The organism is Streptomyces sp. NPDC104381 (assembly GCF_055583745.1).
This window is the reverse complement of record NZ_JBVJNK010000007.1, coordinates 80,027-100,662: the sequence shown is the minus strand read 5'-3', so window position 1 is coordinate 100,662 and position 20,636 is coordinate 80,027. Positions and strand designations below refer to the sequence as shown.

Genomic DNA, 20,636 nt, shown 5'->3' with positions numbered 1-20,636 from the left:
TCGGCGTTTCTCACGGGTCCCGCTTCGATCGCGTGTCACCGGGCACTGGTGCGGGAGCAGTCGAGCGGCAGACGTCCCGGGTCGGCCGGGAGGACGAAGGACGCGCGCATGAGAGAGAACGCAGTACGACGGCCCGTGGTGCCCGAGGTCCCGTCCCGTTCCGGTGGAGCGGATGACTTCGACGCCCGTGCCCTGCGCGAGGAGACCGCCGCGCGCTTCGGGGCGGCGGTCGGCGCGATCGACGCGGGGGAGCTGAGCTTCCCGCTGCCCGGCAGTGGCGCCACCGCCCAGCGCTTCGCCTCCCTGCGGGCCGTGGCCGAGGACGATCTGTGCCTCGCCCGGCTGGTGGAGGGCCATGTCGACGCCACGGCGATCCTCGCCGAGCTCGACGGTCCCGCTCCGGCACCCGGCGAGCGCTGGGGGGTGTGGGCGGCCGAGCCACCGGGCGAGGGGCTCTCCGCCGTCCGGGGTGACGACGGGCGGTGGAGCGTCAGCGGGCTCAAGCAGTACTGCTCCGGGGCCCACAGCTGCACGCACGCACTGGTCACCGCCCGCGCCGAGGACGGCCGGCGGCTCTTCGCCGTGCCGTTGGCGGAGGGCGCGTGCGAGCCGGTGGAGGGCAGCTGGCAGGCGCTCGGCATGGCCGGTTCCGACACCCCGGACGTGCGCTTCCGCTCGGCGGCGGCCGAACCGGTCGGGGGCGTCGAGGGGTACGTGGAGCGGCCCGGCTTCCAGCACGGAGGCATCGGGGTGGCGGCCTGCTGGCTCGGTGGGGCGCACGCCGTGGCCCGCGTGCTGCGCGCCGCCGCCCACCGCGGGGGCGGTCAGCACCTGGACGCCCACCTCGGCGCCGTCGACATCGACCTGCGGGCGGCCGGTCTGCTCCTGGAGGCCGCGGCGGCCGACATCGACGCCGACCCGCTGGACGCCAAAGGTGAGGCGAGGCTGCGCAGCCTGCGGGTGCGGGGCTTCGTCGAGGCCGTCTGCGACCGCACGCTGGGACACGTGGGCCGGGCCACCGGCGCCGGGCCGCTGTGCCACGACCGGCGCCACGCACGTGATGTCGCCGACCTGACCGTCTACATCCGGCAGCACCACGCCGAGCGCAGCCTCGCCGAGCTCGGTGCCCTGGTCAGCGGCCGGGAGGACGCGTGACCACGCACACCGACGGCACGGCGCCGTACGCCGACGCCATCCAGGCCCCCGGCACCGACGAGAGCGTGTGGGAGGCGTGGGCCGGCTGGGAAGGCATGCCCGAGTTCCCGCTGCCGCCGCCTGGCCGGATCGTCGTGGTCGCCGCCCATCCGGACGACGAGGTGCTGGGGCTCGGCGGCACGCTCGCCCGGCTCGCCGACGCCGGGCACCGCCTCACCGTGGTGTCCGTGACCGACGGGGAGGGATCGCACCCGCACAGCAGGGTGCTGAGCCCCGCCGAGCTCGTCCGGGTCCGCGCCGAGGAGACCCGGACCGCCCTCGGACGGCTCGGTGCGGGGGACGCCGGGATCGTACGGCTGCACGTTCCCGACTCCGGGGTGCACCGGCACGAGGAGGAGGTGCGCCGGGCCCTCGTCCCGCTGTGCGCGGGGGCGGACCTGGTCGCGGCGCCGTGGACCGGCGATGTGCACAGCGACCACGAGGCGGCCGGCCGCGCGGGGCGGGAAGCGGCGCGCGAGGCGGGTGTGCGGTTCGCCGAGTACCCCGTCTGGATGTGGCACTGGGCGCGCCCTGATGACCCCCGGGTGCCGTGGGGCCGGGCGGCGCGGCTCACCCTGCCCGCCGGGATCCAGGCCCGTAAGCGGCACGCCGTCGATGCCTTCACCTCGCAGATCCGGCCGCTGGGGCCGGGGCCCGAGGACGCGGCGGTGCTCCCTCCGGAGGAGCTCGCCCATCATCTGCGCCCCCGCGAGGTGGTGTTCCTGTGAGCACCCCGGCCGGATACTTCGAGGAGATGTACCGGGGTGAGGACGACCCCTGGCACCTCCGGGAGCGCTGGTACGAGCAGCGCAAGTACGCGCTGACCCTGGCCTCGCTGCCCAGACCCCGCTTCCGTAACGCCTTCGAACCCGCCTGTTCCGTCGGGCAGCTGACGCGGCTGCTGGCCCCTCGGTGCGAGCGGCTGCTCGCCGCCGACCGGGTCGCCTCGGCCGTGGACACCACCCGGCGGCGCACCGAGGACCTCGGGAACGTGGAGGTTGACCAGCTCACGGTGCCCGAGGAGTGGCCCGAGGGGCGCTTCGACCTCGTCGTGCTGTCCGAGCTCCTCTACTACTTCGACGAGAGGCGCCTGGACGCACTGCTGGCACGGGCCACCGGCTCGCTCGAACCGGGCGGCACCCTGGTCACCGTGCACTGGAACCACCCGGTGCCCGAGCACCTCTTCACCGGTGCGCAGCTGGCCGACAGGCTCGCCCGTGAACCCGGCCTGCTGCTGCGGACCGATCACCGGGAGGAGGACTTCGTCCTCCAGACCTTCAGCCGGGTCACGCCCGGTGGGGCCGCGCCCCTCTCGCCCGCCGCCTTCGAGGGGCTCGTATGACGGGGATCGCGGCCATGGCCGTGGTGATACCGGCGCACAACGAGCAGGCGCTGCTGCCCGCCGCCCTCGCGGCCGTGTCCCGCGCCGCCCGGCACCCCGCCCTCGCGTCCACCCGGCTGGTCGTCGTGGTCGCCGCCGACGCCTGTACGGACGCGACGCGCTCGGTCGCGCACGGGGCGGGCGCCCTGGTCGCCCCGCTCGACGCCCGCAGCCCGGGACGGGCGAGAGCGGCCGGCGCGGCGCTCGCCCTGCGTACCCTCGGCCTGGACCCGGGCACCGTGTGGATCGCCTCCACCGACGCCGACAGCGAGGTCCCGCGCCGCTGGCTCGCCCACCAGCTGGCCTGCGCCGGGCAGGGCTGGGACGCGGTGGTGGGCACCGTCCGGCCCCATGGATGGCCGCCCGCGCTCGGTGACGTGATCAGCCGTCACCTGCGGGAGTACGAGGCGGCCGGCCGGCACCCAGGCCTGCCGGACCTCCATCCGCATGTCCACGGCGCCAACCTCGGCGTACGGGCGGACGCCTACCTGGGCTGCGGGGGCTACCCGGCGCTGGAGACCGGTGAGGACCACGCCCTGGTCGCCGCCCTGCGGACGGGCGGCCACCGTGTCCTGCGCACCCGGCGCTTCCCGGTGCTCACCTCCGCGCGGCTGACGGCACGTGCGCGCGGCGGGTACGGCGATCATCTGGGCCGGCTCGCGGAACCCGTACCGCGATCCGGCCGGGACACGGGGGCCGGAGGCGGAAGTTCGTGCCAGGACAGCGTGACCGGAGCGGGAGGGGGTGGGTTTCCATGACCGGTCGTACGGCGAGGACCGAGCAGGCGGCCGAAGGGTGGCTCGCCCGCGTGGAGCGGTGGTGGCGGCGGGCTCTCGCCTACGACGGGGACGAGCGCGACACCCTGCGGGTCATCGGGAAGTCCACCCTCGCCGCCACCCTGTCCTGGCTGGTCTCCTACGTCGCGCTCGACGCCCGCTCGCCCGCCTTCGCCCCGTTCTCGGCGGTGCTGATCATGCAGGTGACGGTCTACCGCTCGGTCGTGCAGTCGCTGCGCTACGTCGGGGCCGTCGTCGCGGGGGTCGTGGTGCAGGCCGCCCTCGGGCTGCTCGTCGGCCCTGACCTGGTGACGTTCGTGCTCGTCGCGATCATCGCCCTCGCGATCGGCCGCTGGCACATCCTGGGCGTCCAGGGTCCGCAGGTCGCCACCGCCGCCTTCTTCGCCTTCTCGACGTACACCTCGACGACGGGGGACGCGCAGCGGCTGCGCGCCCTGGGGGAGATCGTGCTGCTGGTCCTCATCGGCTGCGCGATCGGCATCGCCGTCAACGTCCTCGTGGCTCCGCCGCTGCGCTACCGCGGTGCCGAGTACGGCATCCGCAGCCTCGCCCACACCCTGAGGGACCTGCTCGCCGACATGTACCCCGTGCTGGCCGAGGGGGTGCCCGACCAGGACACCACCGGAGGGTGGCGGTCCAGGGCGGCGCGCACCGGCGGGATGATCGGGCAGGCATGGTGGGGCCTGGAGACCGCCAAGGAGAGCCTGCACCTCAACCCCCGGCGCCTGCCGCGGCGTTATCGCGGGCACCCCGGCTTCCAGGGCTACGAGTCCGTGCTGGGCGCCCTGGAACGCACGCTCTACCAGGTGGCCGCCCTCACCCGCGGTCTCGACCGGTCCCGCGAGGAGGAGGAGGACGAGGCCCGCGGGCCGTTCCTCCAGCGGTACGCGGCGTTCCTGGAGGCGGCCGCCGAGGTCGCCGAGGTGCTGACGACGCTGGACGAGACGACCCTGCTGCCGCAGGCGAAACGGCTGGAGCGGCTCACCGACGACGCCGGGGCGCGCCGGGACGACGTGGTCGAGGAGACCCGGCGGCGGTCCTTGTCCCTGGCCGACCCCTCGATGCCGTACGGGATCCTCGTCACCGAGGCGACGCGGCTCCTGGAGGAGTTCCGGTACACCAGCCGGGTCCTCCTCGAAGTGGCCCAGGAAGCGGAGCGGTCCAAGGGAGGCGGCTCGCGGCGGCGGCCCCGGCGGCGGTCGAGGGCGGCTGACGGGGACGGCTGACGGGGGCGGCGCGCATGCGGAGAGCCCCAGGTCCCCCTGTGACCTGGGGCTCTCCGTGCGCCGGCTGGGCGCGGACACCGGCCGCCGTCTAGAACGGCGTCAGCGTCAGCCGCGCCTCGGTGGGCGCGGTGTCCTGGATGTACGAGGCGAAGTCGGCCACGTCGTCGAAGGCGAAGCCGTACGCCTTGCCGTCCTTTGTCGCCGCGTGGACGGCCGCCGAGTAGTGGTTGGTCAGCGGCGACGCCGTGTAGAAGGCCGCCGGGTCGGTGGTCGGCTGGGCCGGGGCGCTGATCAGCGTGGAGCGGTTGAAGCCCGCGCCGAGGACCGCGGCGACGGGGCCGGTCGTGCCGTCGTTGGGGGCGGCCAGGTTGCCGTCGCAGAAGAGCACGTCGCGGGTGGTCGGCTTGGAGAAGGAGACCGGGGCGGGGCCGTCGAACACGAACTTCTCGCCGCGGATCCGGCCGGTGAAGGTGCCCGCGTTGGTGGTGACGGTGAGGTCCTTGCCGGTGTAGGTGCTCCACACCTCGTCGATGTACGGGGCGAAGTAGTCCTTGTCGAAGATCCCCGCGTCCAGGCCGTGGCCGGGGGCGATGATGCGCCGGTCCTCCACCACGAGGGGCGCGAACTCGGGTATCTCGCGGAGCGCCGCGAAGGCCTGGGCGCGTCCGCCGTCGCGCAGGGTGCCGACGGTCTGGTCCTGGGATCCCGTCAGCCCGATGCTCAGGGGAACGCTGAACATGTCGACCATGGTGGTGTTGCAGTACATCCCCGAGGAGTTGTACGTGAACTCCGCGCAGTCGTGCAGCACCGCGTAGTTGGGGTCGGAGGTCACCCAGCCCGCGGGGTACTGGAGGGCGGCGTTGCCGTCGCCGTCCGCCACCGCCTTGAACTTCAGCTTGTCGCCCAGGGCGACGTAGATCCGTCCGGACATGTACGGCAGCGACAGCTTCGTCTCACCGCTGCCGGACAGGGCGATGGCGTAGTCGGTGTAGCCGTCCGCGCCGTTGTCGGAGAGGGCGATGGGGGCCACGGTGCCCTCAGGGGTGACCCGGACCTGCTTACCGTCCTGGTTGCCCACGATGTAGACGTACACCGAGGAGTTGGCGAACGAGCCGGAGTTGTTCACGATCGTCAGCGGGAGCGCGCCGGCGGCCGAGGCCTTCGTACCGCCGTCGTCCGGGTCGGCCCCGGCGAGGGCGTGCGGGGCGATCACGGCGACGGCGGGGACGGCCACGGCGGCTCCGGCGAGAGCGGTGAGCAGCTTGCGGCGGGAGAGGTCGCGCTGGTGACGAGGGGTCATGTGGGGGCACTTCCTTCGTACGCGTGGGTGGGGTGGTGGGGCAGAGGGTCCAGGGCCTGACGGTCAGGCGACGGTCCACTTCTGATGGGCCCGGCCGGTGCACGTCCAGATCCGGAGGCGGGTGCCGTCGGCCGAGGAACCGCCCGTGGCGTCGAGGCACTTGTCCGCCCCGGTGTTGGTCAGGTCGCCGGCCTGGGTGTGGACCCATCTCTGGGCCGCGGTGCCGTTGCAGGTGTAGAGCTGGACGGGGGCACCGTCGGCGGTGGAACCGCCCTGCACGTCCAGGCACTTGCCGAGGGCGCGCACGGTTCCGTCACCGGCCACCGTCCACTTCTGGGCTGCGACGCCGTTGCAGTCGTGCAGCTGGACCGGGGTGCCGTCGGCGTCCGACGCGCCCGCGACGTCGACGCACATACCGCCGATGCCCTTGATCGGGCCGCTCGTGCCTGAGTCGCCTGAGCCGCCCGAGCCGCCGGGTCCTTCGGAGGAGGCGGAGACCCGTACGTAGTCGACGGTCATCGTCTGCGGGAGGGTGGTGGAACCGTCCGGGCTGCCCGGCCAGTCACCGCCGACGGCCAGGTTCAGGATGACGAAGAAGGGGTGGTCGAAGACCCACTTGCTGCCGTTCAGATCGGCGGGGGTGCGCGTCTGGTAGGTCCGGCCGTCGACCGACCAGACCACGGAGCCGGGGCTCCAGTCGACCGCGAAGGTGTGGAAGTCGTCGGCGAAGGCCTTGCCGTCGGGCAGGCTGTAGGAGGCACCGATGCCGCCGCCACCGGAGTAGCCGGGGCCGTGGATGGTGCCGTGCACGGCCCCGGGCTCCTTGCCGACGTTCTCCATGATGTCGATCTCGCCGCTGTTCGGCCATCCCGCGCTGCCGAGGTCGTCGCCGAGCATCCAGAAGGCCGGCCAGATGCCCTGGCCGCGCGGGATCTTGATCCGGGCCTCGTAGCGGCCGTACGCCTGCGTGAAGGTCTTCGCGGTGTTCAGCCGGGCGGAGGTGTACTGGCAGGTTCCGTACCAGCACCGCAGGCCGGCGTCGCTGTTCTTGCGGGCGGTGATGACCAGATTCCCGTTGCCGTCCAGGGACGCGTTGTCGGTGCTGTCCGTGTAGTACTGCAGCTCGTTGTTGCCGTTGCCCGAACCCCCTTTCTCCAGCGTCCATTTCGAGGGATCCGGGGCGCTGCCGGCGGCTCCGTCGAACTCGTCGGCCCAGGTCTGCGCCGCGGCGGGGGCGGCGTCGGCCCGGGGGGTGGCGGGCCCGGTCGTGGTCATCAGGAACGCGGCGGTGAGCGCGGCGGAGACCAGGAGGACCAGCCCGACTGGTGACCATCTGCGTGCGCGGTGGGAGGCCATGGGCTACGTACCTTTTCTGTGGGGGAGAACAGGTCGTGGGGAAGGGACGGGACGCGGTGCCGGGGGCGCGCGGGAGAGCATGCGGAGGCGCGTTCTGAGAGCGCTCTCGTCCTGCGGTGTCCGCCGCCGACGGAGCCCGATGCTACGCAGACGCAACGGCCGGGCCAACTGCCGTTGCGGCGGTGAAATCGCCCTGACCTGCGGTTACTTGGCGGAGCGGCCGTACGGCCCGGATCCCTTAAGGCGCTTTTAGTGCGGGCTTAAGACCGGAGGACCGTTACCCTGCCGCGGATGAACCCTCACGACAGCTTCCCGGCCGACCTCCCGCGCGGCCTTCCCGACCACCACGCGACCGGCACGACCGACGGTGCGGTGACGGCCGATGACTCCGGGGGGCCGCCGGGGCCGCTCGTCGGCCCCGCCTGGCTCGCGGCGAGGCTCGCGGCAGGAGGGACTGTGGTTCTCGACGCCTCGGTGGGTGCGCACCGCGCGGCGCCGTACCGCATTCCCGGGGCGCGGCGCTTCGACATCGACGGGGTGATGTCCGACGACTCCGTGCCGCTGCCGCACACGATGCCCGGCGCACACCGTTTCACCGAGGAGATGCGTGCCCTGGGCGTCGGCGGCACGGACACCGTCGTGGTCTATGACGCCGCCGGTGTCTACTCCAGTGCCCGCGCCTGGTGGATGCTGCGCGCCATGGGCTTCGACCGGGTCGCGGTGCTCGACGGCGGGCTGCCCGCGTGGACCGAGGCCGGGCTCCCGGTGGAGGAGGCGGAGGAGAGGGCCGCCCCCGGAGGCGCCGGGCGCGCGGGTGACTTCACCGCCCGGCCCCGCGAAGGGATGCTGGTCGGCAGCGACGCGGTGGCGGCCGCCCTGGCCGACCCGGGGGCCGCCGTCCTGGACGCGCGCTCCAGGGAACGCTTCGCCGGCACGGTGGCCGAGCCGCGTCCGGGGCTGCGGCGGGGTCACATGCCCGGGGCGCTGAACCTGCCGTTCGGGGAGATCCAGCGTGACGGCCGCATGCTCCCGGCCCCGGAACTGCGCGCGGCGTTCGGCGCGTTGCTGGGCGAGCGGGAACGCCTCGTCGTCAGCTGCGGATCCGGCGTCACCGCCTGCGTCCTGGCGCTGGGTGCCGAACTCGCCGGATACACCGGGGTGTCGGTGTACGACGGTTCGTGGAGCGAATGGGGCCTTCCGTCCGAACTCCCCGTCGTGACAGGCCCTTAGGGCCGCCCCCCCCGCCTCGTTCTGCGCACGGGTGCCCAGAACGAGCCGGTCGGGGAATGAGTGCCGTGGACCGTGCGGCCTGAGTACCCGGGCGCATGCCGCGGAGTACGTGCCTCCCGCAGGCTGGAAGGCACGTACTCCGCAGTGCTGAAAGGCAGCCGCGCATGTTTCCCGCACTCCCCGCCCCCGCCTCCACGGCGCCCGCGCCCCGCCCCCGCCCCGCCACGACGAGCCAGGTCTTCCTGGTCGCCCTGATCTGGTGCGTGCCGCTCGCCGCGCTGAGCTTCCTCGGGTTCCTGGTGCTGATGGTGGCGATGTGGAGCGCGGCCTCCGGGGAGTCCCCCGCCTCGTTCCTGCTGGGCGCTGCCGGGGTGGTCGCGGTCGGCGCCGCCGTGCTGACCGGGCTCTACCACTCCCCTCCGCTGCGCCGCATGGTCCCGATGAACCGGCTGGCCCTGCTCGGCGTCGTGGTGTGGCCGTTCCCGGTGATCACCCTGGCGTACGCCCTCAACGGCTGAGCGGCCCCGGTCATTCGCGGGCGCCTGCCACCTCCACCGGCCGCGTGCGCAGGGCTGCCAGCGCGGGCAGTACGGCGGAGACCGAGGCCGCCACGGCACACGCGGCCAGTACGGCGCCGACGGGCGCCCACGGGACGACCACCGGGGAGCTCACCGAGAGCAGTGCCAGGGCGCTCCTCACCCCCAGCAGGTTCAGCGCGGCCACCGTTCCGCCCAGGACCGCTCCCACGGCCACCACCATCAGCGCCTCGACCGTCACCAGCCGGAGCACCTGGGGTGCGGTGGCCCCGGTGAGGCGGAGCACCGCCAGATCGCGCACCCGGTCCGATGTGGCCATGACCAGGGTGTTCGCCAGGGCGATCCCGGTGTACAGCAGGGCGATGCCCAGGATGAGCAGCAGGCCCGTCCGGGTGCTGCCGCCGGTGCGCGGATGGTGAGCGGCCATCCAGGCGTCACGCGTCATGACCGGGGTGCCCGTGTCGCGCCCGGCCCGCTCCAGGAGGGCGCGGACGGCCGAACGGTCCGCCCCGTCGAGGACCTTGACGTCGATACGGTCGACGGCGGCCCCGGCCGCGTTCGCCGGGGTCACGTACACCCCGTTGCTCCCCGTGCCGGTCCGCATCACGGCCGCGACGCGGAGCGACACCGCGCGGCCGTCGCCCAGCCAGACGCGCACGCGCTCGCCCACCGTCCGTGTCTCCCACTCCTCGTTGACGACGATGGAGCCGTCGTCCAGGTCCGTGAGCCGGCCGGCGACCAGGGGCAGCCGTGCCGTCGCGGCCAGGGTGGCCGGATCGGCTGCCCGTGCCTCCGACGAGATGAGCGCGGTGCCCTCTTCGAGCACGGTGACCCCGGTGGTGCGGGAGGCCCCGGCCACGGCTCCCGGGACGCTCCGTACGCGCTGGACGAAGCGGGGGTCCAGCGGACCGTCCCCGCCGGCCACGAAGTCGGCACCGGAGACGGCGGCAGCCTCGGTGGCCCTGGCCTCGTCGAGGGTGGCCACGGTGCCCGGCAGCGAGCCCGCCAGAGCCACGGTGATCAGCACGGGCGCGGCGACCGCGGCGGTGCGGCGCACCGAGGTGGAGGCGTTCTGCCGGGCCAGCAGACCGGTGGCGCCCGGCAGCCGGGCGGGGAGCCAGGTGAGCAGTCGGGTCAGCGGGCCCACGAGGAGGGGCGCGAGCAGCGCGCAGCCGACGATGACCCACATCGGTTGCAGGATGTACGCCTTCCGCTTGAGTACGTCCCCGGGGTCGGTGAGCAGGGACCAGCCCAGCAGCCCGAGACCGGTCAGCAGGACGGCCGCGCCCAGCAGGATCCGGCTCGCCGGCATCGTCCCGTCGTCCACGGCCGCGTCCCGCAGCGCCTCCACGGGGCGGATCCGGCCCGCGCGGTGGGCGGAGACGGCGGCCCCGGCGAGCGCCACGGCCAGGCCGGTCCAGAAGGCGGTGTGCAGCGGCCAGTTCGCGTCGCCGATGGCGAACCAGGCCGGGGCGAGGCCCTCGTGGACCAGCCGCCGGGCCAGCACGGGTGCGGCTGCCGCGCCCAGCAGACAGCCGGCGGCCGATGCCAGGGCGCCGATCACGAGAGCCTCCACGACGACCGTGCGCCGCACCTGCCCGGGCGTGGCGCCCGCCGTGCGCAGCAGCCCGAACTCCCGCCTGCGCTGGGCCACGGCGAAGGAGAACGTCGACGCGACGACGAAGACCGAGACGAACCCGGTGATGCCGGCCGCGGTGCCGAGCAGCGCGTTGACGGCGGTCAGGGCCTCGGCGTCCCGGTCGGGATCGGGGTCGGCCCGGCGCCGGTCGTCCCCGGTCAGGACGCTGATGCCGGGGAACGCCCGGGTCAGCCGCCGTACCGCCGCCGCGTCGGCGCGCACGGCCACCGCGTCGACGGCCGGGTGGACACGGGCGGCCTCGGCGTCGTCGAAGAACACCGCCGTCTCGAAATCCGTGGCGGCCACCGTCCCGACGACCGTTCGCGGGCCCGTCGCGGACGGGACGCCGGGGACGGTGATCCGGAGCCGGTCGCCCGCCCGCAGGCCACGCCCCGGGCCCGCGTCCGCCGTCACGACGACCTCGCCGGCCCCGGCCGGGGGGCGGCCGGACAGCAGGCGGTACGGGGTGGCGGCGGCGATGGACCAGGGATGTCCCACGGCGTCGGACCCGGCCGCACGCAAGGGGAACGTACGGTCCTCGGCCGCCGGCCCCAGCGCGGAGAGCCCGTCGGCCAGGTCCCGCGGCACCGGGCGGGGATCGGTGAGCCGGGCCGTACGCTCCCCGGCGGGGGTGGCGACCCGGAGGGTGTCCGACGGTGCCACCACGACCGGTGCCGCGGCGAAGCGCTCCGGGGCGCGCCCGGGCGCGTCGAAGGTGGCCGCGAGCGCCAGGCCCGTCATGGCGATCAGCCCGGCGCCCAGGGTGAGCGCGACGAACGAGCCGACGAAGGTGACCCAGCGGGTCCGCATCGAGCGCAGTGCCGAGGTCAGCACGGGACCACCGCCAGGGCGGTCATGCGCGCGGCGATCTCTCCGGCGGCCGGGTCGTGCAGCTCGTCCCGTACCGATCCGTCGGCCAGGAACAGCACCCGGTCCGCGTAGGAGGCGGCGACCGGGTCGTGCGTCACCATGATCACGGTCTGGCCGGCGTCCGCCATCGACCGCAGCAGCTCCAGGACCTCCCGGCCGGTACGGGAATCGAGCGCCCCGGTCGGCTCGTCGCCGAACAGCACCTCGGGGCGGGTGACCAACGCCCGCGCCAGAGCCACGCGTTGCTGCTGGCCGCCGGAGAGCTCGGTCGGCCGGTGGCGGGCCCGCGAGCCCAGGCCGACCCGCTCCAGCACCTCGCGTACCTCCGTACGCCGGGGTCTGCGGCCCGCGAGGCGCAGGGGGAGCGCCACGTTCTGCTCGGCGGTGAGGGCGGGCAGCAGGTTGAAGGCCTGGAAGACGAACCCGATCCGTTCGCGGCGCAGCAGGGTGAGCCTCCGCTCGCTCAGCCCGGTCATCTCCGTGTCCCCGAGGAACACCCGGCCGGACGTGGGGCGGTCGAGGCCTGCCGTGCACTGGAGGAGCGTCGACTTGCCCGAACCGGACGGTCCCATGACCGCGGTGAAGGAGCCCCGGGGGATGGTGAGGCTCACTCCGTCCAGCGCGGTGACCGCGTCGGCGTGCTTTCCGAAGGACCGGGTGACGGTGTCGAGCCGTACGGCTGCGGGTCGTGGATTCATGGTCTCCACCCAACCGCCGCCGCGCGGCGGCCACATCGCAGCGAGGGGGAGTCCTGGGGTGGAGCCAGCTCCACCCTCCGCACCCCCGCCCCCAGGGTGGTGGCGACCGGTCCGCGCTGCATAGCGTGCGGCCCATGAGCCCACTCACCCTCCGGCAGGCCCTCGTACGGCGCCGTTATCTCCTCGGCGTCTGGCCGTGGCGTGCGGCGCTGTATCTGCTGAGCGGAGTCCTGACGGGGGCGGCGATCCTCGTCGCCGTCCTGCTGCTCGCCGTGGTGGGCGGTGCGCTGGCCGTGGTGCTCGTCGGCCTGCCGCTCCTGCTGGTGCTCGCCCTCGTGGGCATCCCGGTGGCGGCCGTCGAGCGGCGCAGGCTGCGGATGGTCGACCCGGTGCCCCTCGGGGACCCGCACCGGGCCCCGGAGCGCGCCGGACTCGGGGCCTGGCTGCGTACGCGGCTCCAGGAGCAGGCGACCTGGCGGGAGTTCGGGTACGCGCTGCTGTGCGCCGGGGTGCTGTGGCCCCTGGAGGCCCTGCTCGTCGGAGGTGTACTGGCGGTATGCGGCGGACTGTCGGCGACCCCGGTGGTCATGGCGGCCGTCACCGGCGGCGAGGAGGTGCGGGTGCTGAAGCTGTACCTCGCCGACTCGTACCCGCAGGCCTTCGCCGCGGCGCTGCTGGGTGTTGTGCTGCTGCCGCTGTTCGCCTATCCGCTCGGCTGGGCCGCGGTGGCGCGCGCGGCCCTCACCCGGGCGCTGCTCCCGTCGGCGCCCGACGGACGCGACGCCCGCATCGAGGAGCTGGGCCGCTCCCGGGTGCGGCTGGTGGACGCCTTCGAGGCGGAGCGCCGCCGGATCGAGCGCGATCTGCACGACGGGGCGCAGCAGCGGCTCGTCGCCCTCTCGATGACGCTCGGCCTGGCCAGGCTGGAGAGCCCTGCCGAGCCGCTCGGCGGGCTGCTGGCCAAGGCGCACGAGGAGGCGGGCGAGGCGCTGGTGGAGATCAGGGAGCTCATCCGGGGCATCCACCCCCGGGTCCTCACGGACCGGGGCCTGGCCGCGGCGGTCGAGGACGTCGCCGACCGCTCCGTCGTACCCGTCGAGGTGGACCTCGACCTGCCGGACCGGCTGCCGCAGCCGGTGGAGACCGCCGTGTACTTCGCCCTCTGCGAGGCGCTGGCCAATGTGGCGAGGCACAGCGGGGCGAGCCGGGCGTGGGTGACGGGCCGGGACGACGGGGAGCGGCTGACCGTCGAGGTGCGGGACGACGGGGCGGGCGGCGCGGCGACGACAGGGGGCACCGGGCTCCAGGGGGTGGCCGACCGGCTCTCCGTGCTGGACGGCCGGCTGCTACTGTCCAGCCCGCCCGGGGGGCCGACCGTGCTCCGGCTGGACGTCCCCCGGGTCCCCGCTCACCTGGTCGAATGAGGGTTGGATGCTGCGCGTCGTGCTGGCCGAGGACAGTGTGCTCCTGAGGGAGGGCCTCGTCGGCCTGCTGGAGAGGTTCGGCCACCGGGTGGTGGCCGCCGTCGGTACGGCCGGCGAACTGACCGCCGCCGTCGACGCACACGCCCCGGACATCGTGCTGACGGATGTACGGATGCCGCCCGGCTTCTCCGACGAGGGGCTCAGGGCCGTGGTGGCCCTGCGCGAGACCCGGCCCCGGCTGCCGGTGCTGGTCCTCAGCCAGTACGTCCAGCGGGCGTACGCCGAGGAGTTGCTCGACTCCGGCGACGGAGAGGGAGTGGGGTACCTCCTCAAGGAACGTGTCGGGAAGGTCGAGGAGTTCGTCGACGCGCTCCAGCGGGTCGCCGAGGGAGGCACGGTCGTCGACCCGGAAGTCGTACGCCAGCTCCTGAGGCACCGCCGCGACCCGCTGTCGCGGCTGACCGCGCGCGAGCGGGAGGTGCTGGCCCTGATGGCCGAGGGGCGCTCGAACGCGTCGGTCGCCGAGGCGCTGACGGTCAGTGAGGGAACGGTCAGCAAGCACTTCGGCTCGATCCTCACCAAGCTCGACCTCTCCCTGACCGACGCGACGAACCGCCGGGTCCTGGCCGTACTCGCCTATCTGAGGAAGTGAGCCGGGCTGCGGGGGGTGCCCCCCCGGGCGTGCCCAAGCCCCCGGGCGTGCCCGCGCCCCCGGGAGCGCCCCGCCGGACTGGACGCGGCCCGTCAGCCCGTCAGTGAGGCGACCAGCTCCGCCGCCTCGTCCAGCACCGCCTTCTCGTCCGCGGTGAGCCGAGGGTCGTCGGCGCGCAGGGCGGTGGCACGGGCGAGCGCCTCGGCGGGCACCCCGCCGTCGTCCGCGAACGCCGGGCGCAGGGCCGCCAGCAGGCCCCTGGCCTCGGCGCGGGCGGGGAACGACGGGTCGAGGGCCGCCTGGGCCAGGATGAGCGCGCTCATGGCCCGGTCCAGCGCGGGCGGCCCCTCGGAGGCCGTCAGCCAGTCGATCACCACGGCGCCCCCGGGGGCCAGGATCACGTTCTCCGGGTGCAGGTCCAGGTGGAGGATCCGGTCCTCGGGGTCCTGGGAGAGCCTCGGAGGGATCGCGTGCAGCTCCCGCAGGAGCCGCGCCAGGAGCTCCGCCCCCTCCGCCTCGGTGGTCGTGCCGGCCACCAGCGCCTCGGCCAGCGTCGGGCCGGTCAGCCGGCGCATCACCAGGTCCGTGGGCCGCGCGTCCTCGGCCGGGGGCCCGATGCGCGGGACGGGGAAGCCCGAGGCCGCGAGGTACGACATCACGGCCAGTTCACCGGCGGCGTCGATGCCGTCGCGGTAGCGGCGCAGGACCCAGGGGCCGTCGAGTGCGTACACGTCGGCGGTGCGTCCCGAGCCCATGAGCGGGCCTATATGCATGGGGGCAACCTACCCGCGCCGTCCCGCCCTGGGGAGTTCACCAGCGCATGTGGACGTCCTCGGCCCAGCCCAGCAGGTGTTCCACGGCGATCTCCTCGCCGTCGTCGGTGCGGATCCGGCCGTCGTAGTGGCCGAAGCGCTGGTCGGTGCGGTTGGCGATCAGACCGACGTCCGTGTGCACGGCCCGGTTGTGGAACGGGGTGAACGTCAGGTCCACCTGCCCGGTCGAGGGCGTACGGAGGGTCCAGGGCGCCAGCGCGTCGGAGACCGACCACCGCCAGTCCAGCTCCTCACCGATCTTGGTGAGCCGGCCGTCCACACAGAGGGCGTTCTCGGTGGAGCCGGTGCCCTCGGTCCAGCGCCCGCCGAACTGGAGGCCGACCGTGTGCCCGTCCGTACGCCCGGACGCCGCGCCCCAGTTCCAGTCGACCGTACGGGGCCAGCGGCCACGGCCGTGGTCCAGGACGGCCCAGGTCTGGTCGGGCTCCTTGCCGAACGTGAGGATCTCCCGCCCGATGCGCACCCGGCCGGTGGCGGGGAGCGCGGTGTGCTTGGACGTGTACTGGAAGCGCTGTTCGCTCCACGGGACGACCACCGAGAGCGACTCGTGCCCCTCGGGCCGTTGCACCAGGATGTCGACCTCCAGGGGCAGTCGCTCCGGGGTCAGACAGCGGGCGCGCAGCCTCGTGCCGGCGTTCTCGTCGCGGATCTCGATGCGCACCTTGCCCCCGGTCGGGCGGGCGGGGCCGACGACGACGTCCTCCGAGCCCGGCGCCCCGGCGATGGTGTCGGGGAGGTGCACTCCACGGCCGACGGGGACGATCGAGGAGCGCTCGAACTCGCGGCCGCCCGGGCCGAATTCGAGGACGTACACCGCGTTCAGCGCCAGGAAGTCGAGGTCGCTCACGGTGAGGGCCACCAGATGGGTGGGCGTGGTCACGCACCAGTACTCCCACCGCTTCGTCCGGCCCCAGCCCCGCAGATTGGCCCGGTGCAGCGGCTTCCGCGACCAGCCGATCGCCGCCGGATCGAGACTGCCGTCGGGCAGACAGAGGTCGACGGGCTCGGTGATCTCGTGCTCGTGCGTCGCCATGACCGGAGCCTATAGGCGGCACGCTGCCCCGCCCGGGCACGGCTCGGGGCGTGCCCCATAACGCGGTGGGAGGGGGTGGACGGGATCTCCTGCGGAGGGTCCGCGCGCGGCTACGTTTCCGGCAGTCCGCCCCGGGTTCCGCTCCCCCGGAGCCCGGCCCCCCGAACCCAAGGAGACCGACGTGGAGACGACCTTGCTCCGCAGACGCGTGTTCGCCGCAGGAGCCGCCGCCGTGGCGGTGGGCACGCTCGCCCTGGCCGGCGGGACCGGCATCGCCTCGGCAGGCCAGGCCGGCAGCGCCGTACCCGCCGCCGCAGAGCTGTCGCCGGGACTGCTCGACGCCATGAGCCGTGACCTCGGCCTCGACGCCGGTGAGGCCAGGGCCCGGATCGCGGAAGAGAACCGCGCGGCGGCCGTCGCGGCCGCCCTGGAGAAGTCCCTCGGCGCGGACTTCGCCGGGGCCCGGCTGGGCGACGGCTCCGCCGTCCTCACCGTCGCCACCACCGACCGGGCCGACATCGCCCGGATCACGGCCGCGGGAGCCCGCGCCGAGGTCGTCCGCCACAGCCTGGACCGCCTCGACGCCGCCAAAGCGGCGCTGGACGCGATGGCGTCGGTGAAGGCACCGAAGGACGTGCCCTCGTGGTACGTCGACGTGCGCGCCAACCGCCTGGTCGTCAACGCGGCCCGTACGGCGGCGGCGGACGGCTTCATCGCCGAAGCCGGGATACCCCGCGGCCTGGTGCGGGTCGGCCTCTCCTCGGAACAGCCCCGGGCCTACGCGGACCTGCGCGGTGGCGACGCGTACTACATGAACGGTACGGGCCGCTGTTCCATCGGCTTCCCCGTCAGGCGCGGCACCCAGAACGGCTTCGTCACCGCCGGGCACTGCGGAACGCCGGGCGTCACCACCACCGGCGCCAACCAGCAGGCGCAGGGCTCCTTCCAGGGATCCACCTTCCCCGGCCGTGACTACGCCTGGGTCGCGACCAACGCCAACTGGACGCCCCGCGCCCTGGTCAACGGATACGGCAACGGCGATGTGACGGTCACCGGGTCCACCCAGGCGGTGGTGGGCTCCTCGGTCTGCCGCTCCGGTTCCACGACGGGCTGGCACTGCGGCACGATCCAGCAGCACAACAGCAGCGTCACCTACCCGGAAGGCACCATCTCCGGGGTGACCCGCACCAGCGTCTGCGCCGAACCCGGCGATTCCGGAGGCTCGTTCATCTCGGGCAGCCAGGCGCAGGGCGTCACCTCCGGCGGCTCCGGGAACTGCTCCCAGGGCGGTACGACGTACTACCAGCCGGTCAACCCCGCGCTGGCCGCCTACGGCCTGACCCTCGTCACCAGCGGTACGCCGACCGACCCGCCCACCGACCCGACCGACCCGCCGACCGAGCCGGGCGGCACCTGGGCCGCGGGCACGACGTACGCCGCGGGCGCGGTGGTGACGTACGGCGGGGCGAGCTACCGCTGCCTCCAGGGGCACCAGGCCCAGCCCGGCTGGCAGCCGCCGAACGTGCCCGCCCTCTGGCAGCGGATCTGACGGTCCTCCGTAGTCGGAGGCGGCAGCGCGCGCCCGGTCCTGGCCCCGTCCCGGCCCGGGCGCGCACTGCCCGTCGGCCAGGGCTACTTGGCGTCCGAGTAGCGCTCCACGACCGCCGTACTGAACGGGAACCGCACCGGCGTCTCCCCGAACGCGATCCGTCCGGCGAGGTCCCCCGCCTCGCGGATGGCCGCCACGACCGCGGGCGCCTCCTCGGCGGGGCAGTGCACGATCACCTCGTCGTGCTGGAAGAACACCAGCTCCGCGCGCATCCCTCCGGAGGCGAGCGTGCGACGCAGCGCCGCCAGGAGCAGCAGCGCCCAGTCCGCCGCACTGCCCTGGACCACGAAGTTACGGGTGAAGCGGCCCCGCGCCCGGGCGTTCGACGAGGCGTAACCCGGGGTGAAGCCGTAGGTGCCGGTGTCCTCCCCGGCCGTCGGTTCCTCGCTCTCCTGCGGGATGCCCGCCTCGCCGTCCTCGCCCGCCCCGGCCGCCGGCGGGCTCGTGCGCCCCAGCCAGGTGCGGACGAGACGGCCCTCCTCGCCGGCCTTCGCCGCGTCGTCGACGTACGCCACGGCGAGCGGGAAGCGGCGCCGCAGTGCCGCCAGGTTCTTCAGGCCGTCACCGGAGGTCTGCCCGTAGATCGCGCCCAGCAGCGCGATCTTGGCGTGGTCGCGGTCGCCGTGGAACGCCCGGTCGGACAGGGCCTTGTAGAGGTCGCCCTCGTGCCCGGCCACCTCCATCAGACCCCGGTCGCGGGAGATCGCGGCCAGCACGCGCGGCTCCATCTGGTCGGCGTCCGCCACGACCAGCCGCCAGCCGTCGTCGGCGACGACCGCCTGGCGTATCACCTTGGGGATCTGCAGAGCCCCGCCGCCGTTGGTCGTCCAGCGCCCGCTGACCGTGCCTCCCGGCTGGTACTCGGGGCGGAAGCGGCCCTCGCGCACCCAGTCCTGGAGCCAGCTCCAGCCGTGGGCCGTCCAGACGCGGTACAGCTTCTTGTAGCGGATGAGGGGCTCCACCGCCGGGTGCCCGAGCCCCTCCAGCTCCCACCGCCGGGTCGACTTCACCTTGATGCCGGCCTGCGCGAACGCCTTCACCACATCGGCGGGCAGATCGGGCCGCACGCGTCTGCCGAACGCCGCCGAGACCTCGTCCGCCGCCTCGGCCAGTCTGCGGGGCTCGCCACCACCCGCGTACCGCTCGCCGAGCAGGCCGTCGAGCACCTCGCGGTGCACATCGGCGCGCCAGGGCAGGCCCGATCTGTTCATCTCGGCGGCGACCAGCATGCCCGCGGACTCGGCGGCGGTGAGCAGCCGCATCCTGCCGGGGTGCTCCGCCGCGTCATGGCGGCGCAGCTGCTCGGCGTAGACCTGGAGCAGCGCTTCGAACGGCAGGTCGGTGCCGGAGTGCGCCTCGAAGAGGGAGGACTGGGAGCCGGGCTCCGCCGAGCGCGGCGGCGGGTCGGGCGGCACCGGGGCGTTGCGCAGCCGGGCCCAGGCCGCCGCGGCCGAGCGGGGCTCCCCGAGCCGGCCCTCGTGGCCGAGCAGCAGCAGCTCGGCGCACTCGATGTCGTAGCAGCGCTCGACCCGCACGCCAGCGGCGAGCAGCCGGGGGTAGATCCCGGCGGTCGAGCGCCAGACCCAGCGGGCCACCTCGGGGCGGGAGCGAACGGACTCCACGAGGTCGGGCTCGGCCAGCACGGGACCGGCGGGCAGGCCGTCGCGCGTCAGCGGCGCGAGGAGTGCGCCGCCTCCTTCCGCGGTGGCCAGAGCCCAACGTTCGGTCATGGGCCGAGTCTTGCACCCGGCACTGACAGCGGGCCCCGGCTCACCGGGCGGGCACGTCCGACTGCCGCGAGGATCGGAGGTGCGGTGCGCGCCGCGCGTACCGGGAACACGGCAGGCGGCGGAGGAGACGGTGATGGAAGCGATCGTGTACGAGGAGTTCGGCGGCCCCGAGGTCCTGCGCCTGACCCGGGTCGAGGACGTCCACGCCGGCCCCGGGCAGATCCGGGTGCGGGTCAGGGCCGCCGGGGTGAACCCGGTCGACCACAAGATCCGCAACGGCTGGATGGAGGCCGCGTTCCCCACCCCGCTGCCCGCCACACCCGGCAGCGAGTTCGCCGGGGTCGTCGACGAGACCGGCGAGGGCGTGACGGAGTACGCGGTCGGGGACGAGGTCCTGGGCCGGAGCGCGACCGGTGCGTACGCGGAGTACGTCCTCGCCGACGTGGGAGCCGTCGCGCCGAAGCCGGAGGGCCTCGGCTGGGCGGAGGCGGCCGCGCTGCCCATGGCCACCGCCACCGCCACCCGGGTGCTCGACGAGCTCGCGGTCTCCGCGGGCGAGACGCTGCTGGTGCACGGGGCGGCCGGGGCGGTCGGCTCCGCCGCCGTCCAGCTGGCCGCCGCCCGGGGCGCCACCGTCATCGGGACCGCCTCACCGGCCAACCACGACTATCTGCGGGTGCTCGGCGCCGTCCCGGTGGCGTACGGGGAGGGGCTGGTGCACCGGGTGCGGGAGGCCGCTCCGCAGGGTGTGGACGCGGTGTTCGACGTGGCGGGCAAGGGGGCGCTGGCGGACTCGGTGGAGCTGCGCGGCGGCACGCCGGACCGGGTCGTCACGATCGCCGACCCGGACGCGGCCCACTACGGGGTGGCCTTCTCGGCGGGCGGCGGGAGCGGTCCTGACGAGGGCAGGCGGCTCGCGGAGTACGCGGAGGCGGCGTCGGTCGGCGGCCTGCGGATCCCCGTCGAGCAGACGTTCGCGCTGGGCGACGCGGCGCGGGCGCAGGAGCTGAGCGAGGCGGGACACGTACGCGGCAAGCTCGTCCTGCTCCCCGGGGAGCACTGAGCGCCCCGGGGGGAACCGAACGTCCCGGGGCACCGAGTGCCGCCCGGGGAGCGGTGACCTGGCCC

The 20,636-nt window shown here is 74.5% G+C and carries 18 protein-coding genes; 11 read left to right on the top strand and 7 right to left on the bottom strand.

Annotation, left to right across the window (positions count from 1 at the left end; translation table 11 throughout):
• Window positions 1-108 precede the first annotated feature (108 nt).
• From ACZ607_RS24785 to ACZ607_RS24765, 5 genes are read left to right on the top strand one after another with little or no spacing between them, the layout of a single operon-like run.
• Entirely contained in the window at window positions 109-1,155 is a 1,047-nt protein-coding gene (locus tag ACZ607_RS24785) for an acyl-CoA dehydrogenase (RefSeq protein WP_469737914.1), read from the top strand.
• Entirely contained in the window at window positions 1,152-1,922 is a 771-nt protein-coding gene (locus ACZ607_RS24780) for a PIG-L deacetylase family protein (protein ID WP_469737912.1), read from the top strand. The genes ACZ607_RS24785 and ACZ607_RS24780 overlap by 4 nt, the downstream gene beginning before the upstream one ends.
• On the top strand, window positions 1,919-2,536 hold the full coding sequence (locus ACZ607_RS24775; protein WP_469737910.1) for an SAM-dependent methyltransferase: 618 nt from the start codon (window positions 1,919-1,921) through the stop codon (window positions 2,534-2,536). The genes ACZ607_RS24780 and ACZ607_RS24775 overlap by 4 nt, the downstream gene beginning before the upstream one ends.
• Window positions 2,533-3,333 (top strand): glycosyltransferase family 2 protein, encoded by an 801-nt coding sequence (locus ACZ607_RS24770; protein ID WP_469737908.1) that lies wholly within the window; start codon window positions 2,533-2,535, stop codon window positions 3,331-3,333. Before ACZ607_RS24775 ends, ACZ607_RS24770 begins: the two co-directional genes overlap by 4 nt.
• On the top strand, window positions 3,330-4,598 hold the full coding sequence (locus ACZ607_RS24765) for an FUSC family protein (RefSeq protein WP_469737906.1): 1,269 nt from the start codon (window positions 3,330-3,332) through the stop codon (window positions 4,596-4,598). The genes ACZ607_RS24770 and ACZ607_RS24765 overlap by 4 nt, the downstream gene beginning before the upstream one ends.
• 88 nt (window positions 4,599-4,686) lie before the next feature.
• Here ACZ607_RS24765 and ACZ607_RS24760 read toward each other — a convergent pair whose 3' ends face one another.
• Window positions 4,687-5,898: a beta-1,3-glucanase family protein gene (locus ACZ607_RS24760; protein WP_469737904.1), complete on the bottom strand. Its 1,212-nt coding sequence runs from the start codon at window positions 5,896-5,898 to the stop codon at window positions 4,687-4,689.
• A 63-nt stretch (window positions 5,899-5,961) separates the two neighbouring features.
• Window positions 5,962-7,254 (bottom strand): ricin-type beta-trefoil lectin domain protein, encoded by a 1,293-nt coding sequence (locus tag ACZ607_RS24755; RefSeq protein WP_469737902.1) that lies wholly within the window; start codon window positions 7,252-7,254, stop codon window positions 5,962-5,964.
• A gap of 291 nt (window positions 7,255-7,545) precedes the next feature.
• Here ACZ607_RS24755 and ACZ607_RS24750 point away from each other — a divergent pair, with 291 nt between their 5' ends.
• Both ACZ607_RS24750 and ACZ607_RS24745 read left to right on the top strand, forming a co-directional pair.
• Window positions 7,546-8,484, top strand: coding sequence for a sulfurtransferase (locus tag ACZ607_RS24750; RefSeq protein ID WP_469737900.1), 939 nt, complete (start codon window positions 7,546-7,548; stop codon window positions 8,482-8,484).
• Window positions 8,485-8,648: 164 nt separating this feature from the next.
• Window positions 8,649-9,002 (top strand): hypothetical protein, encoded by a 354-nt coding sequence (locus ACZ607_RS24745; RefSeq protein ID WP_469737898.1) that lies wholly within the window; start codon window positions 8,649-8,651, stop codon window positions 9,000-9,002.
• Window positions 9,003-9,012: 10 nt separating this feature from the next.
• Here ACZ607_RS24745 and ACZ607_RS24740 read toward each other — a convergent pair whose 3' ends face one another.
• Both ACZ607_RS24740 and ACZ607_RS24735 read right to left on the bottom strand, forming a co-directional pair.
• On the bottom strand, window positions 9,013-11,493 hold the full coding sequence (locus ACZ607_RS24740; RefSeq protein WP_469737896.1) for an ABC transporter permease: 2,481 nt from the start codon (window positions 11,491-11,493) through the stop codon (window positions 9,013-9,015).
• Window positions 11,487-12,227 (bottom strand): ABC transporter ATP-binding protein, encoded by a 741-nt coding sequence (locus tag ACZ607_RS24735; RefSeq protein ID WP_469737894.1) that lies wholly within the window; start codon window positions 12,225-12,227, stop codon window positions 11,487-11,489. The genes ACZ607_RS24740 and ACZ607_RS24735 overlap by 7 nt, the downstream gene beginning before the upstream one ends.
• Before the next feature lie 134 nt (window positions 12,228-12,361).
• Between ACZ607_RS24735 and ACZ607_RS24730 the strand changes: the two genes are divergently transcribed.
• Window positions 12,362-13,651 carry a sensor histidine kinase gene (locus tag ACZ607_RS24730; RefSeq protein ID WP_469737892.1) on the top strand — a complete coding sequence of 430 codons (1,290 nt, stop codon included), beginning with the start codon at window positions 12,362-12,364 and terminating at the stop codon, window positions 13,649-13,651.
• A gap of 7 nt (window positions 13,652-13,658) precedes the next feature.
• Entirely contained in the window at window positions 13,659-14,303 is a 645-nt protein-coding gene (locus ACZ607_RS24725; RefSeq protein WP_469737891.1) for a response regulator, read from the top strand.
• A gap of 92 nt (window positions 14,304-14,395) precedes the next feature.
• On the opposite strand, the gene ACZ607_RS24720 is transcribed toward ACZ607_RS24725, so the two are convergent.
• Together ACZ607_RS24720 and ACZ607_RS24715 are read right to left on the bottom strand one after the other, a co-directional pair.
• Window positions 14,396-15,076 carry a phosphotransferase gene (locus ACZ607_RS24720; RefSeq protein WP_469737889.1) on the bottom strand — a complete coding sequence of 227 codons (681 nt, stop codon included), beginning with the start codon at window positions 15,074-15,076 and terminating at the stop codon, window positions 14,396-14,398.
• Window positions 15,077-15,113: 37 nt separating this feature from the next.
• Window positions 15,114-16,169 carry a DUF2804 domain-containing protein gene (locus ACZ607_RS24715; protein WP_469737888.1) on the bottom strand — a complete coding sequence of 352 codons (1,056 nt, stop codon included), beginning with the start codon at window positions 16,167-16,169 and terminating at the stop codon, window positions 15,114-15,116.
• 181 nt (window positions 16,170-16,350) lie between these two features.
• Here ACZ607_RS24715 and ACZ607_RS24710 point away from each other — a divergent pair, with 181 nt between their 5' ends.
• A complete protein-coding gene (locus tag ACZ607_RS24710) occupies window positions 16,351-17,718 on the top strand; it encodes an alpha-lytic protease prodomain-containing protein (protein ID WP_469737886.1) in 1,368 nt (455 codons plus the stop codon).
• Between the two features lie 83 nt (window positions 17,719-17,801).
• Here ACZ607_RS24710 and ACZ607_RS24705 read toward each other — a convergent pair whose 3' ends face one another.
• Window positions 17,802-19,508 (bottom strand): bifunctional 3'-5' exonuclease/DNA polymerase, encoded by a 1,707-nt coding sequence (locus ACZ607_RS24705; RefSeq protein WP_469737884.1) that lies wholly within the window; start codon window positions 19,506-19,508, stop codon window positions 17,802-17,804.
• A 133-nt stretch (window positions 19,509-19,641) separates the two neighbouring features.
• Between ACZ607_RS24705 and ACZ607_RS24700 the strand changes: the two genes are divergently transcribed.
• Window positions 19,642-20,571 (top strand): NADP-dependent oxidoreductase, encoded by a 930-nt coding sequence (locus ACZ607_RS24700; protein WP_469737882.1) that lies wholly within the window; start codon window positions 19,642-19,644, stop codon window positions 20,569-20,571.
• Window positions 20,572-20,636: the final 65 nt, after the last annotated feature.